The organism is Geobacter benzoatilyticus (assembly GCF_017338855.1).
Classification (GTDB): Bacteria; Desulfobacterota; Desulfuromonadia; order Geobacterales; family Geobacteraceae; genus Geobacter; species Geobacter benzoatilyticus.
Genome location: NZ_CP071382.1, coordinates 2,241,512 through 2,256,025, shown reverse-complemented (window position 1 = coordinate 2,256,025; position 14,514 = coordinate 2,241,512). Strand labels below are relative to the sequence as shown.

The 14,514-nt window shown below is 59.5% G+C and carries 13 protein-coding genes; 3 read left to right on the top strand and 10 right to left on the bottom strand.

The annotated features are described in order from the left end of the window. Nucleotides 1-18: 18 nt before the first annotated feature. From JZM60_RS10560 to ald, 10 genes are all read right to left on the bottom strand, one after another. The gene (locus tag JZM60_RS10560) at nt 19-1,473 is read right to left on the bottom strand and encodes an N-6 DNA methylase (protein WP_207162400.1); all 1,455 of its coding nucleotides are present in this window, start codon (nt 1,471-1,473) and stop codon (nt 19-21) included. After that, entirely contained in the window at nt 1,470-4,172 is a 2,703-nt protein-coding gene (locus JZM60_RS10555) for a type I restriction endonuclease subunit R (protein ID WP_207162398.1), read from the bottom strand. Before JZM60_RS10555 ends, JZM60_RS10560 begins: the two co-directional genes overlap by 4 nt. Nucleotides 4,173-4,261: 89 nt before the next feature. Further along, nucleotides 4,262-4,600: a YajD family HNH nuclease gene (locus JZM60_RS10550; protein ID WP_207162396.1), complete on the bottom strand. Its 339-nt coding sequence runs from the start codon at nt 4,598-4,600 to the stop codon at nt 4,262-4,264. Between the two features lie 66 nt (nt 4,601-4,666). After that, nucleotides 4,667-5,278 carry an HD domain-containing protein gene (locus tag JZM60_RS10545; RefSeq protein ID WP_207162394.1) on the bottom strand — a complete coding sequence of 204 codons (612 nt, stop codon included), beginning with the start codon at nt 5,276-5,278 and terminating at the stop codon, nt 4,667-4,669. After that, entirely contained in the window at nt 5,278-5,748 is a 471-nt protein-coding gene (locus JZM60_RS10540) for a flavodoxin family protein (protein WP_207162392.1), read from the bottom strand. Before JZM60_RS10540 ends, JZM60_RS10545 begins: the two co-directional genes overlap by 1 nt. After that, entirely contained in the window at nt 5,745-7,793 is a 2,049-nt protein-coding gene (locus JZM60_RS10535; RefSeq protein ID WP_207162390.1) for a monovalent cation:proton antiporter family protein, read from the bottom strand. Before JZM60_RS10535 ends, JZM60_RS10540 begins: the two co-directional genes overlap by 4 nt. Before the next feature lie 74 nt (nt 7,794-7,867). Continuing rightward, complete coding sequence (locus JZM60_RS10530; protein WP_207162389.1) at nt 7,868-8,941, bottom strand: mannose-1-phosphate guanylyltransferase; 1,074 nt, start codon at nt 8,939-8,941, stop codon at nt 7,868-7,870. 284 nt (nt 8,942-9,225) lie between these two features. Continuing rightward, nucleotides 9,226-9,708: a transcription elongation factor GreB gene (gene greB / locus JZM60_RS10525; protein WP_207162386.1), complete on the bottom strand. Its 483-nt coding sequence runs from the start codon at nt 9,706-9,708 to the stop codon at nt 9,226-9,228. After that, a complete protein-coding gene (gene rpsA / locus JZM60_RS10520) occupies nt 9,709-10,914 on the bottom strand; it encodes a 30S ribosomal protein S1 (RefSeq protein WP_207162379.1) in 1,206 nt (401 codons plus the stop codon). It abuts the gene before it with no gap. 103 nt (nt 10,915-11,017) lie between these two features. Further along, nucleotides 11,018-12,121, bottom strand: coding sequence for an alanine dehydrogenase (ald, locus tag JZM60_RS10515; RefSeq protein WP_207162377.1), 1,104 nt, complete (start codon nt 12,119-12,121; stop codon nt 11,018-11,020). Between the two features lie 167 nt (nt 12,122-12,288). On the opposite strand from ald, the gene JZM60_RS10510 reads away from it, so the two are divergent. The 3 genes from JZM60_RS10510 (at nt 12,289) to JZM60_RS10500 (ending at nt 14,507) form a co-directional block, all read left to right on the top strand. Beyond that, nucleotides 12,289-12,909 carry a hypothetical protein gene (locus JZM60_RS10510; RefSeq protein WP_207162375.1) on the top strand — a complete coding sequence of 207 codons (621 nt, stop codon included), beginning with the start codon at nt 12,289-12,291 and terminating at the stop codon, nt 12,907-12,909. 2 nt (nt 12,910-12,911) lie between these two features. After that, nucleotides 12,912-13,703, top strand: a complete 792-nt coding sequence (locus JZM60_RS10505) for a sulfite exporter TauE/SafE family protein (protein ID WP_207162373.1) — start codon at nt 12,912-12,914, stop codon at nt 13,701-13,703. A 423-nt stretch (nt 13,704-14,126) separates the two neighbouring features. After that, complete coding sequence (locus JZM60_RS10500) at nt 14,127-14,507, top strand: type 1 glutamine amidotransferase family protein (protein ID WP_207162371.1); 381 nt, start codon at nt 14,127-14,129, stop codon at nt 14,505-14,507. The last annotated feature ends 7 nt before the right edge of the window (nt 14,508-14,514 follow it).

Sequence of the window (14,514 nt, the reverse complement as noted above, 5' to 3'; positions counted from 1 at the left end):
ACCCCTGCGGCAACCCGCTCAAACCTCCACCCCCTCTTCCCGCTCAAGCAGCGCCACGATCTCCCGCAGATCATCCACCACCGCCTCCAGCTCGGTAATAGCCTCAGCGGCCAGATCCTGGGGCTCGGGACGCTCGTCGCCGCTCTCCAGGGACTCATCCTTCAGCCAGGTGATGTCGAGCTTGTAGTCCAGCTCCCGGATCTCCTCGAGGGAAAAGGAGCGGAAACGCCCCGTTTCCCCCAGGTCAACGCGGGGGGAGCGGCCGTTGGGGTCCTTACCGTAGCAGGCCTCGAACTCGACAAAATGCTTGTCTGTCAGGGGACGGTCCTTCTTGGTGATGCCGGGGACGTTGGAGCGGGCGTCGAAGATCCAGACGGTTTCCGTGGGAAACCCCTTCTGGAAGAAAATCACATTCGCCTTGACTCCCTGGCTGTAGGGAGTGAAGGTGCCCCGAGGAAGCCGCAGGACCGTATGCAGGTTGCAGTCCTGCATGAGGATTTCGAACACCTCGCCGGCCTTCCCCTCGAAGAGGCAGTTGTCGGGAAGCACCATGGCGGCCCGGCCGCCGGGCTTGAGAGTGTTAACCACATGCTGGACGAAGTTGAGCTGCTTGTTGCTGGTCTCGATGGTGAAGTCTTCCCGCTCCGGAGCCTGGTTGGCCCCCTTGGTGCCGAAGGGAGGATTGGTAAGCACCACGTCGTAATCCTCCCCGCGGGCAGGCTCGTAGATGGTGTCTCCCAGGTAGATATGGGGCTCGACGCCATGCAGGTAGAGGTTCATGAGGGCAAGGCGGCGGGGCCGGGGGACCAGGTCCTGGCCGTAGTAGGTGGCGGTGCGGATGCGCTTGGCGTCGGTCCGGTCGAATACCCCCTTGCTCTCCTGTACCAGCCACTCGTAGGCGCAGACCAGGAAGCCGCCGGTGCCGCAGGCGGGGTCGCAGATCCTGAACTCAGCCTTACCGCGAGGGTCGGGACGCATGACCCTGACGATTGACTGGATGAGGACTCGCGGGGTGAAGTACTGCCCCGCCCCCTTCTTCCCTTCGCTGGCCGCCTTTTCCAGGAGGCCCTCAAAGGCAGCCCCCTTTACGTCCACCTCCATGGAGGTCCATTCCTCATCGTCGATGAGTGCCACGATCCGCTTGAGGTTGACCGGGTTACTGAAGCGGGAGGTGGACTGGGCGAAGATATCCCCCAGGAGCCCGGTCTGACGGGAGAGCGCCCGGAGCACGTCGCTGAAGTGGTCAAGCAGAGCCGTCCCCGCCTTGGACTCCAAGGCCGGCCAACTGCAGTCGGTGGTGACCTTTTCCCCCTTCTCGTTATTCCACGACATATGCTTCAGGTCGATATCCCGCTCATCGGCCATCTTGAGGAAGAGCAGATAGGTCAACTGCTCGATGTAATCACCATAGTCGATACCGTCATGGCGAAGGGTGTGACAGAATCCCCAAAGTTTGTTTACAACGTCACTCATGCCGCAATTGCCTCATTTATTTTCTTGAGAAGTTCAGGAAGCTGGCCGGCGAAGGCCTTGTTGGCCCGCCCCCAGCCCCCCACATGGGAAAAGACCGGGATGTCGTCGAAATCATCCCGGCTGATGGAAAGATTTTGTACCAGATGGATGCGGATACGGTCCAGCCATTCCATCTGCTCCGGCGTAAACGCCTGGTTGCCGCTGATCCGCATCATGGCCCGCTGCACCCGCTCCTGGGCGGTGTACAGCTCTTCATCCTCCCTGGCTGCATGCTTGACCATGGAGATGATATCCACCATCGCCTTGTGATAGGTCAACTCATGGGCCTTCTGCAGCTTTTCCTCGCTGAACCGCATGGGTGCAGCCACAAGCTTGTGGCGCAGTTCGGTGAGGGCCTCCATGCTCCAACCAGCCGGCCGCTTGAGAAGAATACTTACCGCTTCGATGTCGTTCTCGTGCTCGGTAATGTAGCGACTGAAGGCAGTCAGGTAATCCTCGGGCTTATAGTCGTTGCCGTCCACATCCCGTACCATCCAGACGCTGGATACCTGGTCCGCGGCTTCGTACCCCCTGAGGAACGTCCGCTCCGGCCGGTGGTAGTTGACCAGCAGACCTTGGAACTCCTTGTTTCGTAGCAGGTTCATTGCACCGGTGAAGTCCTTGCGGAGGGACTCGGGAAGCCCCTCGGCGTACCGCTCCATGTCCCCGTCGGGGATGAAGGCGCTGAACTGTTCACGGGCCGTGCCTGACATCTCCTTGGCGATGCGCTGGAGCCGCTTGATCAGGCAGCGGACGTTGTACTCCCGATCCCGGTTCTGCCAGATATCCTCGACGATCTCGGCGATGGTCCGGCTTCTGAAAGCGGGTTTCTCGGCGGTGATGGCGGTGGCGTTGCGGAAATAGGCCAGAAGCGTCCCGTCAAAGCAGTCAAAGACCGTGAAGTGTGACTTGTCCTTCCACCGTTCACCTTTACGAGTGCCGCGCCCCAACATCTGCTCGAAGAGAATGCGGGACTTGACCGGACGGAGAAAGACGATGAACTCCAGGTCGGGGATGTCAACGCCGGTGGAGAGAAGGTCGACAGTCACGGCAACGGACGGCTGGGGTCGGTTGCGGAACTCGCGAATCCGCTGCAGGGGGCGGTCGACCCGACCGGTGATCTTCCGGGCAAAGGAATCGCCCTGGCCGAAGACGTCGCAGACCATCTCCACAAGCTGATCAGCATGGGAGGTGTGGGGAAGGTCATTGGCGGCGAAGATCAGGGTCTTGGGAAAACGGCCGTAGCGCTGTTCGTGCTCCTCGGCGTACTTTTTGATCTCCTGGAGGATCTTCCGGTTGGAGTCGGGAACGGTAACGTCACGCTCCACGGCGGCGGCATCGTAGTTCCGTTCGTCCTCTAGGTAGTCCATCTGTTCCGAGCCGGTTTCGGTATCAACCCGCCCGATCAGTTCCCCCTCTTTCAGGAACGTGCCGTTCATCCGCACTTCGGACCTGACGGCAACCAGATCGTAGTCCACCAGGTGCCCCTCGCGCACCGCCCGCTCGTATTCATACCGGAAAACCACATCGCGAAAGTAAGTGGTGGTGTGTGCTGCCGGAGTGGCGGTCAGCCCGATCTTGACGGCATCGAAATGGTCCAGCGTTGCCCGCCAGATTGCCAATTCGCTGGCAGTGTAGCCCCGGTGGCACTCGTCGGCGATGATGACATCGAAGGCATGAATGGGAATGGGAAGCTGGATGGCGTCATCCTCGCCCACGCCTTCCTCGTCTCCAAAGGCCGCTGTCTTGCCGAAGAGGTTGACGGTCATCCGCTGGATGGTGCTGACATAGAGGAAGGTGGTGCCGGGCCTGGAGTCGGTCAGGTAGCTGTTGGGGAGCACCTTGGGATCGAACTTCTCGTTTTCATCAAAATCCTCAGCCTGAAAGCGCTGGCTGTAGACCTCGTAGATTTTGTCGAACTTGAGCCCCGGCTCCGGCTCGAAGGAGGCGAATGAGCGCACCGCCTGGGCCGCCAGGGCACGGCGATCCACCAGAAAGAGGATGCGCCGGGCAACGCCTGACTTCATGAGGCGATAGACCTCGTTGACCATGGTGAAGGTCTTGCCGGTGCCGGTCGCCATTGCCACCAGCATATGGCGTTTCCGCTGGTCGATGGCCTTCTCTATTTCTCCGTTGCACTCGATCTGGTAGTCACGCAATCTCGTGTGGTCGTTGGGGAGGGCCAGGAGCGCTCTGCATGCGGCCCCGAAGTCACTCTGGAGTTTTTCCTGCAATGCAGCCGGAGAGTGAAAGGCGGCGACTGGGCGCGAGCGGTTGAACTCGTGACGGATATCGTGGTGCCAGATGGCTTCGCCGTTGGTGGAGTAGAGGAAAGGGACGTGGTATGAGCCGAAACGCAGAGGGTTTGACGATATACCCCGGGAGTACCGCTCCGCCTGGGTCAGGACGTTCTGTGGGCCAAGGGAGAGTTTTTTGGCCTCAACAATGCCGAGTATTCTGCCGGCAACGCAAAGGGCGTAGTCGGAGGGACCATTGTCGGTGGGATATTCGACGATGGCGGAACAGTCAAGCTCCGACAGGGGTTTAGCAGAATCGAAGGGGACAACCCTCCAACCGGCCGCAGACAGTTGGGGATCGACCAAAGTGCGGCGGGTCAGCCATTCAGAGTTGGCGGGTGAAGCTGTTTTTCTGCCCGGCATCGGCCTGCTCCCTCTTCCTCATCACTCTTGCAACGCAAAAACTTCTGGTTTTTTAGCACAGAACCGGGGGCAAGGCAATGAACGGCAGGTCACCTCTTCCCATCACCGCCTTTCAGGTACTCCCCCAGCACGCCGCGACTGTGTTCGTCATCGTGGCACCAGACGCAGAGGTTCTCCCAGTTGCTCCCGTCGGGGGGATTGTTGTGGTGATTCCCGTCCCGGTGGTGCACCGTGAGAAGGTGCAGATTGGACAGATCGAACTCCCGGCCGCACTTGGCACAAATCCAGCCATGGATCTTCAGGGACTGCTCCCGGTAATTGGCGGGCGAGGACTGCTCTCCCCGCATGCGCCGCACCATCTCGTCAAGTTCCGCCTGGGTCTTTGCCGGCGGACTCCCCGGCCGTCGCGGCCTGAATGTCTGTCCCATCGTATGCCCCTTACCGGACCAGCACGGCCATGATGCATTGCCCGGCGTACACGTCCATGAATAACCTCAACGGGGATCAGCCCACCCTTTTGTAACGTCACCGAACATCTCGGCAAGCTGGCCAATCTTGACACCCTTATCGCTTCCGCCGCGGGAACCGGCAGCGTCGGCATCGCAAACCTCAAGGAGCAGCGGAAACAGCGGATGCTCTGTGAAGCGGCGCTGTTTCGGAGAGAGGCGGGCTCCAGGGGACAGGTTCCACGAGAAGTGGAAGGTGTGATGCTTGACGAGCCAGGCCACGTCGTCGGCAAGTTGCGGAAGACCGATCCGTGCCATAATGGCCGGAACCAGGCTGGCGCCGGCTTCGGCATGTCCCCAGGAACGCCACCTCCCCTTGATGTAGGCGGTGGTTTCGGCCTTGCCGATGTCGTGGAGAAGGACGCCCCAGAAAACGCGGGGGTCGGCGTCATCGGGAACGGCATCGATGGCTAGCATGGAGTGGGTCCAGGCGTCGCCTTCGGCGTGGTACTGCTCGGGCTGGGGAACGCCACGCAGGCGGGCCACTTCGGGCAGCTTCGCGTCGAAGCTGCCGTCTGCAAGCCACTGCTCCATCAGTTCCCGGAACCGGCGGGCGTTTTCCAGCCCCGCCACCCCGTTGTAGGTTTCTCCTGCCATCATCAGATACGCTTCACCAACGCCGCGAATTTATCCACCAGCACGCCCACCTCGGTTGCAATCCGCCCATCGGGAGCACCGACGGCCACGGGGCCGTAATGTCCGGCGGAGGTAAGACCCTGGACAATGCAACCATGGATGAGGAACGCCTTGAGGATATCAAGCACCACCGTATCCCCTCCTCCGCCGATCATCCCCTCGGAGGTGAAAGCGGCAGCCGCCTTGCCGTCAAGCTTCTTGAAGCATTTGACGCTCTCGTCCACGAATTTTTTAACCGGCCAGGCCATGGTGCCGAAGTAATTGGGAGAACCGATGATAAATCCGTCGTAGGAGGGGAGCGAATCGATGGCCACCTCATCCACTTTCTTCAGATCGACGGCAAGATCCTTCGTGACGAGCCCGTCCGCAATCATCCGCGCCATCTTCTCGGTGTTGCCGCTGAGGGAGTAATAGGTTACGAGAACTTTTTTCATTGTTTCCTCCTGTCTGTAGTGTCGGGTCTGTCTGTGGCCACAGCCGCCTGCGTCCCCCCTCGCGCCTTCGGCGCATCGAAGAGCCTGCCAGCGGCGGCCATCTGCTCCGGCGTGCCGAGCAGCAGCACGATATCCCCCTCCTGAAGGACCCATACTGGGTCCGGGTTGGGAGTAACCTCGTCGCCCCGTTTGATAACCAGTAGGGTCGCACCGGAGCGGTTTCTCAGAGTTCCGTGGCTGAGGCTCTCCCCTTCGAGTGGCGAGCCTTTCTTCACCCGGAAGCTGCCGATTTCGGCGCCGGAGAGGTAACCGGCAATGCCTACGGCGTGACTGTGGCGACGGCTCAGGCTGCGGAACATGTCGTAGGAGCCTCGCCGTATCTCGGTAACGCAATGGTCGATCTGGTCCACCGGTATCAAGAAATTGCGCAGCACCCGGGAGAAAATCTCGATGGAAGTTTCGAACTCCTCGGGTATCACCTCGTTGGCCCCTATCTTGTACAGGGGTTCCATTTCAAGGATATATCGGGTACGGACGATTATATGCAATGACGGGTTCATCTGGCGCGCCTGGGCCACCACACGGCGGCTGGCGGCAGCGTCCGAGATGGCTATGACGACGATGCGGGCCTCCTCCACGGCAGCATGGGTCAGGACTTCGGGCCGGGAAGCATCGCCGAACATGATGCGAACACCCTTCTTTTTCTCGGCGGAAACGGTAAAGGGATTCGTCTCAATGATCACGTAGGGGATTTTCTGAGCTTTCAGAACCCGCGAGAGATTCCTGCCGTTGACGCCGAAACCGACGATGACCACATGGTCCTTGAGGGAGAGTTTTTTCTCTTTCCCTGCCAGGGCCCCCCGGCCACGGGCGAGTGGGGCAGGAAGAACTCCCACCAGCCAGGTGGCCAGAGGAGATCCCAGTTTGAGGAAAAGCGGCGTCAAAGCCATGGTGGCGATGGATGCAGCCAGGAAAACCTGATACATCTCCTGGGTGAGGAGCCCATGCTCCATACCGGCCTGGGAGAGGATGAAGGAAAATTCCCCGATCTGCGCCAGGGCAAGCCCCGCAACAATGGCAACCCGGGCAGGCACGCCGAGGGCCATTGCGGCCCCCCCCGTGACGACGGTCTTCACAATGAGGATAATCAGAACAAGGGATACGACCAGCAACGGCTGCGACAGGACCACGGCCGGATCGAGGAGCATCCCGACAGAGATGAAAAACAGACTCATGAAGGCATCGCGAAAGGGGATTATATCGCCCAGGGCCTGGTGACTGTACTCCGATTCGGAGATGGCAAGCCCGGCGATAAACGCTCCCAGCGCCAGGGAGAGCCCCACCTGGGCCGTGAGCCAGGCAGTGCCGAAACCGATGAAGATGATGGTGAGAATGAAAAGCTCGCGGCTGCGGGCCTTAACCACCTGGGAAAATATCCACGGCACCACGAAGCGGGAGCCGAAGTGGGCGATCACAACCACTGCGACGGCCTTGACCGACACCAGCAGTATCCCCTGGAAACCATTGCCGGCCCCCCCGAGGAAGGGGGTGAAAAGCATGAGCGGCACCACGCAGAGATCCTGGAAAATCAGAATTCCCAGAGACATCTTGCCGTGGGGGGCGTCCATCTCACCCTTATCCATGAGGAGTTTCATGAGAATGGCGGTACTGGAGAGCGCCACGAGAAAGCCGAAGAAAGTTGCCTGGGGCAGCGGGATTCCGGACACTGAGGCAAGCAAGGCCACAATGGCGATGGTGAATCCCAACTGCATCCCCCCGCCCCATAGCACCAGATGCCTGATCCGCATCAGCTCCTTGAGGGAATACTCAATGCCGATGGTGAAGAGAAGGAGCACCACCCCGATCTCCGCCATCTGTTCAACCTGGTGGGTGTTTTTGATGAGCCCCAGGGCATGGGGGCCTGCCAGGATGCCGGTGGCAAGAAAACCTATGATGGAGGGAAACATCAATCGGCGCAGGATGAGGACTGTGGCGATGGCCAACCCGAAGAGTATTTCCATGTCCTGAAGTATCTGATAGTCCACAAAAACCTCGCGTTGGGAGCAATTTCAGACAGTGCCGGCAGACAGGCGTCCGGCACAGGCAAGTGAGGCGGCTGTTACAGGAACCGCTTCAGGCCTCGGCGCTCAAGCTCCTCCACGGCCTTCTTCACATCCTGCGACTTCTCCCTGGCGCAAACCAGGAGCGCGTCGGGCGTATCGACCACGACGAGGTCCCTCACCCCGAGCAGCGCCATGACCTTCGAGCCGCTGACGACGCAACCGGTCGTGTCGGCAACTATCGTTTCCGGGGAGCCGATAATCACGTTGCCGTCATTGTCGGGCTCGAGCACCTCGGGAAGCGCGTTCCAGCTCCCCACGTCGCTCCAGCCGAAATTTGCCGGAATCATCTCAACGTTATCGGCCTTCTCCATGACACCGTAGTCGATGGACTCGCCGGCAACCATGGCGTAAACGGCTTCGATCTGCGGCGCCAGATCGGCGGACTCCCATATTTCCGGTGAAAAGGCGATGCTTGAAAAGGCTCTGGCCATTTCAGGCATGTGCACAGCTATACTGTCGAGAATCACATCGGTCCGCCAGAGGAACATGCCGCTGTTCCAGTAGAAATTGCCCGCGGCCAGAAACTCCAGTGCCCGCTCTTTATCGGGCTTCTCCACGAAACGCTTTACGGGATAGGGTCCACTGCCGCGCAGTTCGGTTTCGGCCTCGATGTAGCCATAACCGGTCTCGGGGCGGTCCGGGGCAATGCCGAGGGTGACGAGATAACCGTTCTGGGCCGAATCCCGCCCTCTTTGGAGGGTAACGCAGAACTCCTCTTCATCGCGGATAAAATGATCGGCGGGCAGGACCGCCAGCACCGCTTCCGGGTCGTGCCGGGCAATGAGCGTGGCGGCCAGGCAGATGGCCGGGGCAGTATTGCGCCCCACCGGCTCCTCGATAACCTCAATCCGGACGCCGCGCAGGTACTCCAGCTGGCGCCGGGTTTCCTCCGCCTGGAGGCGGTTGGTTATCACGAGGATGCGTTTAGGGCTCAGGGGCAGGACACGCTCCACGGTTCGCTGGAGCATAGACTTGCCCCCGAAAACCGACATAAGCTGCTTGGGGTGCAGCTTGCGGGAAAGGGGCCAGAAGCGGGTGCCGGAGCCACCGGCAAGGATGACGACGTACATGGGGAACCCTCCGGAAGAAATTGGGGAGACCAGAAACGGAAGTCGGCACCGGGGGAAATCCGCTGCATGGTTCTCCGCTGCATCCTGAATTGTTTTTAGAACTTTTCCGTAAATAACTGCCGCGATGACCGCGCCCCGATTTGGGGTAGATTTGACTCGACCGATTGAGCAAAACCGCAGGCGTAGCAAGGCTACGTTGAGGATTTTGCGATTGAGGCCGAGGTAAAGATGCCGCGAAGACGGGATGCGGGACCGCAAAGCTTATTTACGGACAAGTTCTTAGTCTATAGTGGCTGGTAGGCTACTTCGAGTACGACGAAAACCGCATCCCCGGCGGGACGTAAGACATGAACCTCATCCCCCTCGCTGCGTCCGAGAAGCGCCTTTCCCATGGGAGAATCCATACTGATGAATCCCTGTGACGCATCGGTTTCATCGGGGCCGACGATGCGGTAGACCACCTCATCACCATCTTCGGACTCAATCTTGACCCAGGCCCCGAAAAAAATCTTTCCGTTGGAGGGGGGAGGATCCTCGACCACGGTCAGGTGGTCGAGGCGCTGTGTGAGGAAGCGGATGCGGCGGTCTATCTCCCGCAACCTTTTTTTGCCGTAAATGTACTCGGCGTTTTCCGAGCGGTCCCCCTCGGCGGCGGCGTCGGAGACGCCCTGGGTGACGCGGGGGCGTTCCTCCTTCCAGAGCCAGGTAAGCTCATCGCGGAGTTTTTTCGCCCCCTCCGGTGTTATGTAGTTGGACTGCTTCGTCACCTACCCCTTCTCTTCCATTTTGGCCTTCAGGAGATCGCCGAAAGAGCCCATGGACTCCTTCGAATCCGACGTGGTCTGCTGGCGGAAAGAGGCAACGCTTTTCGCCTCTTCTTCGGCAGCCCGGCTCACTTCGGCCAGGGCCAGCGACAGCCGGCGGGATTCCCGGTCAACACCGTCAATCTTCACCTCGACCGTGTCACCCTCTTTCAGCACATCACTGGGATGGTTGATCCTCTTGCCTTTGCCGAGCTTGGAGATGTGCAGCAGCCCGTCGATGCCGGAGGCGAGGGTCACGAATGCCCCGAAAGCCGCAAGGCGCGCCACAGTGCCGGTATGGTAGGACCCCTCGGGGAACTGCTCAGCCACGGTCGACCAGGGGTCGGCAAGGGTATCCTTGAGGCTCAGGGAAATTTTGCCGCTCTCCCAGTCGATTTTCTTGATGACCACGCTCACCTGGTCACCCACGGAAAGGACGTCGCGAACGTGCTTGACCCTGGTCCACCCCACTTCGGAGATGGGGATGAGGCCATCGACCCCGTTCAGGTCCACAAAGGCGCCGAAATCAGCCAACCGGGTCACCGTGCCGCTGACCGTCATTCCTTCCTTGAGAGTTTCCTTGAGGGCCTCCCGCTTGGCCCGCTGCTCTTCTTCAAGGATTTGCCGGTGGGAAAGAACGATATTGCGCCCCCGCTCGCCATACTCGGCAACCCGGAAGAGAAGATTCTTGCCCACGAATTCCGCCGGATTCTCGGCCCGGCGAAGCGAAATCTGGGAGAAGGGGCAGAAAGCCCTGGAGCCACCCACCTTGACTTCGAAACCACCCTTGATTTCCTTTACCACGTAACCTTCGACGGGGATGCCCGAGCGGTAAGCTTCTTCAAGCTGTGCGTTGGCTGCGGCCCCACCGGTCATCTTGGTGGTGAAACGCATCTCGCTGCGAATGTTTCCGACAAACCAGGCGGTGATGGTATCGCCTTCGGCGACGGTCAGGTTCCCCTCGGAATCAAGAAGTTCCTTGCGCTCCATCACCCCTTCGCCCTTCTTGCCGATGTCAAGGAATACCCAGTCTGCACCGATTTTGAGGACTTTCCCCTCCACTTTCGAACCGGGGCGCAAACGGGTGCTCTCGCTATTGCTCTTTTCGAAAAGCTCCGCAAAGCTCTCTTCTTCAGTCGACTCGATTACGTCTTTCTCGTCCATGTCCATGATTTATGACTCCGTCTTAAAATGGCAACAGTTGGTAAAAGTTGCGAATAGCACAAAATAATCGAAAACCAATGATTAGTCAAGCATATGAAGCCCTATGCCGTCATGTCGCAAGCGTTTCCGCCAGGGGCTCCCCCAGGGCCTCCGCCAATGCCGGATGGGCGATGCCGCCGCGCCGTGTATTGACGGCTCCCGCCAGCGAGGAATCCGCCCGGAGCGCATCCTCCACCCCCTGCACGGCCAGCGCCTTAACGTAAGGATGCGTGGCATTGGTGAGCGCCAGGGTCGAGGTGCGGGGGTAGGCCCCGGGCATATTGGCCACCGTGTAGTGGATGACTCCGTCCACCAAGTAAACCGGATCGTCGTGGGTTGTTGGGCGGCTGGTCTCGGCGCACCCCCCCTGGTCGATGGAAACATCGACGATGACGGCTCCACGCTTCATCGTCGCCAGGGCCGGCCGGTCAATAAGAAGCGGCGTCCGGCCACCGGGCACCAGCACCGCGCCAATGACCAGATCGGCCTTCGCAAGCTCCTCCGCCAAGGCGTCCCGGTTCAGGACCACTGTCCGCACCCTGCCCGCCAGAATCTCATCGAGACGCTGGAGGCGGCCACTCCCGCGGTTCATGACGATCGTCTCCATGCCCAACCCGGAACAGACCCGCGCCGCGCCGAAGCCAACCACGCCGGCGCCGAGGATGAGAGCGCGGGCGGGCGGCACGCCAGGCACCCCAGTCGGGAGGACCCCGGCCCCCCCGAGAAACCGCTGCAGATAATAGGCACCCATCAGCGGCGCCATCCGGCCGGCCACTTCGCTCATGGGGGTGAGTAGCGGCAATTCCTCCCCTTTTCTAAGGGTCTCGTATCCGATTCCCGTAACCCCTTTTCTCAGGAGCAGTTCAACAAGAGGCCGATTGGGGGCGAGGTGCAGGTAGGTGAACAGGGTTTGCCCCTGGCGCAGCAGGCCGTACTCGGACGGGAGCGGTTCTTTCACCTTCACCAGGAGTTCCGCCTGACCGAAAACCTCCTCCCTGCCGCAGACCGAAGCACCTGCTTGCCGGTACTCCTCGTCGGCAAATCCGCTCCCCTCGCCGGCCCCGGTTTCCACGAGAACCTTGAGCCCCTCCCGCGCCAGCTCCGCCACCCCGGCCGGAGTCATGCCGACCCGGTACTCGTGAGTCTTTATCTCCCGCGGCACTCCAACAATCATATCTCAGACCTCCCGCCGCTGCCGACGTCATGTGATTGCCAACGTTACCAAGTATACCCGCCCATCCCCCATCGTCCATGCAACAACCGCCCAGACAAGGCAAATACCCGCGACAAACCGGGAGGTTTCGGGTATAACTAATTTCGCCAATCACTAAAGGAGCCCCAATGGATTATCGGATCAACGAGATCATTGACCGGATCAAGACGCTTGAAGAAGAACTCGAAGCCGAATTCGAGAAAAAGCGGGAGGAATTCCATCTCATCATCGAGGAAAAGCGGGTTCGTTTCGCCCGGGAAGTGGTCGAGCAGCAGCGACGGCTCAAAACGGGGGCACTCCGCTACGTTATGGAGGCACAACCCCTTGCCATACTGAGCGCCCCCATCATCTATTCCGGTTTTATCGTTTTTCTCTTCCTCGACGTTTTCATAACCACCTACCAGGCAATCTGCTTCCCGGTCTACGGCATCCCCAAAGTGCGCCGCCGCGACTACCTGGTCTTCGACCGCGAAGACCTCCCCTATCTGAACGTGATCGAAAAATTCAACTGTTTCTACTGTTCCTACGCCAACGGCCTTGCTGCCTATCTGCGGGAGGTGGCTGCCCGGACAGAACAGTTCTGGTGCCCCATAAAGCACGCCCGGCGCATCCTGGCGCCGCATCCCCGCTACAATCGCTTCTTCGAGTATGGCGACGCCGAAAGCTTCCGCAAAGGACTGGAGCGGTTAAGGGGAGATTACGAGCGCAACAGCAAGAACGGCAAGAATCATAAAGCAGGAAAGGAATAGCGATGTTTCTGCTGGCTTACCTTGGATTGGGCGCCTTTGCGGGCGTTCTGGCCGGACTCCTCGGTGTCGGGGGAGGAATCGTGATCGTGCCGGTCCTGACTTTCCTCTTCACCTCCCAGGGACTCCCGGCCCCCTACATAGCCCACCTGGCACTGGGGACATCCCTCGCCACCATCATCTTCACGTCCATATCAAGCCTGCGGGCCCACCATGCGCGGGGCGCCGTGGACTGGCAGGTTGTGCGCCGGATATCCGCCGGCATCGTCGCCGGGACCCTGGCCGGCAGTTGGGTGGCAGCCCAGCTTTCGACCACAGCCCTCAAGGTCTTCTTTGTGATCTTCATCTACTACGTGGCTACCCAGATGCTCCTCAACATCCGGCCAAAACCCTCCCGCCAGATACCCGGAACGGGGGTAATGTTCGGGGTCGGAGGGATCATCGGCTGGGTTTCCAGCCTCGTTGGAATCGGCGGCGGGAGCCTGTCGGTCCCGTTCATGGTCTGGTGCAACATGTCGATGCACAATTCCATCGGCACCTCTGCCGCCATCGGCTTCCCCATAGCCCTGGCAGGAGCGGCCGGCTATGCGGTCAACGGACTCGCTGCCGGCGCACTCCCCCCATGGTCCCTCGGCTTCGTATACCTCCCCGCCCTTGCCGGCGTTTCGCTGGCAAGCGTTGTCACCGCCCCCATCGGGGCACGCCTTGCCCACAGCCTCCCGGTGGCAAAACTGAAAAAGAGCTTTGCCCTGCTGCTCATCGTCATGGGAACCAAACTCCTCACCACTCTCCTGTAAATTCAGCCGGATACATCCCCCCACCACGGAATAAGAGAAAAATAATTCTCTCGACCGAACTCCATCCAAAAGAAAAGACGCGCTTAATCCGCCATATAGCCATAATTCCACCAGGTTCATGTCGAAATTCGTCATTCCGCATACAGAGAGCGCCATCGTTTTAACCACCTGATTTGTATGTATTATTTCTACAGACGCGTTTTTATTCCTATCATTAAGAAATAGCGCCAAGCGCAAAAAAGGTAACAAAAACACTTTCAAATTACTACTTTCTTATATTTCACATATAAACATATCTGTATATTTAACAGGTTATCCCCTGATCGTCATTTCACTGTCTCATTAAAGCTGACGGCAGTGCTTTTGCTCTTACCCAAGCAAAGAGAAACCACCCTACATGACCACCAGGGAGGGCCCGGCAAAATGCATATGTTCGACACCATTATGGCCATTCTGACCATTTCCGCGGCAGCCATCATCATACCGAGAATGATGATCGACTGGCAGCGGTGCCGGGAGTTCATCAGAGAAGACGACGAAGAGTCGCTGCGCCAGTTCGTGGCAGAGCAGAAACGCTGGATTGCGCGGCACGGCATTTCCGCCATGGGAGCCATTGGCGTAGTTGCGATAATTACCTGCACTGCGGGGATGGCCTCTTTTGAAAAGCTGGCAGGGGTTACCACCGCCTACGGGATGATGACCCTCACCTTTGCCTTTATCGAATCGCTTATGGCATTTCGCGCCGAAAACCGCCTTCAGGCGCGTACCGTTTCTGCAAGGGAAGTCCGGGAATTCGGCAATTAGCGGCCCG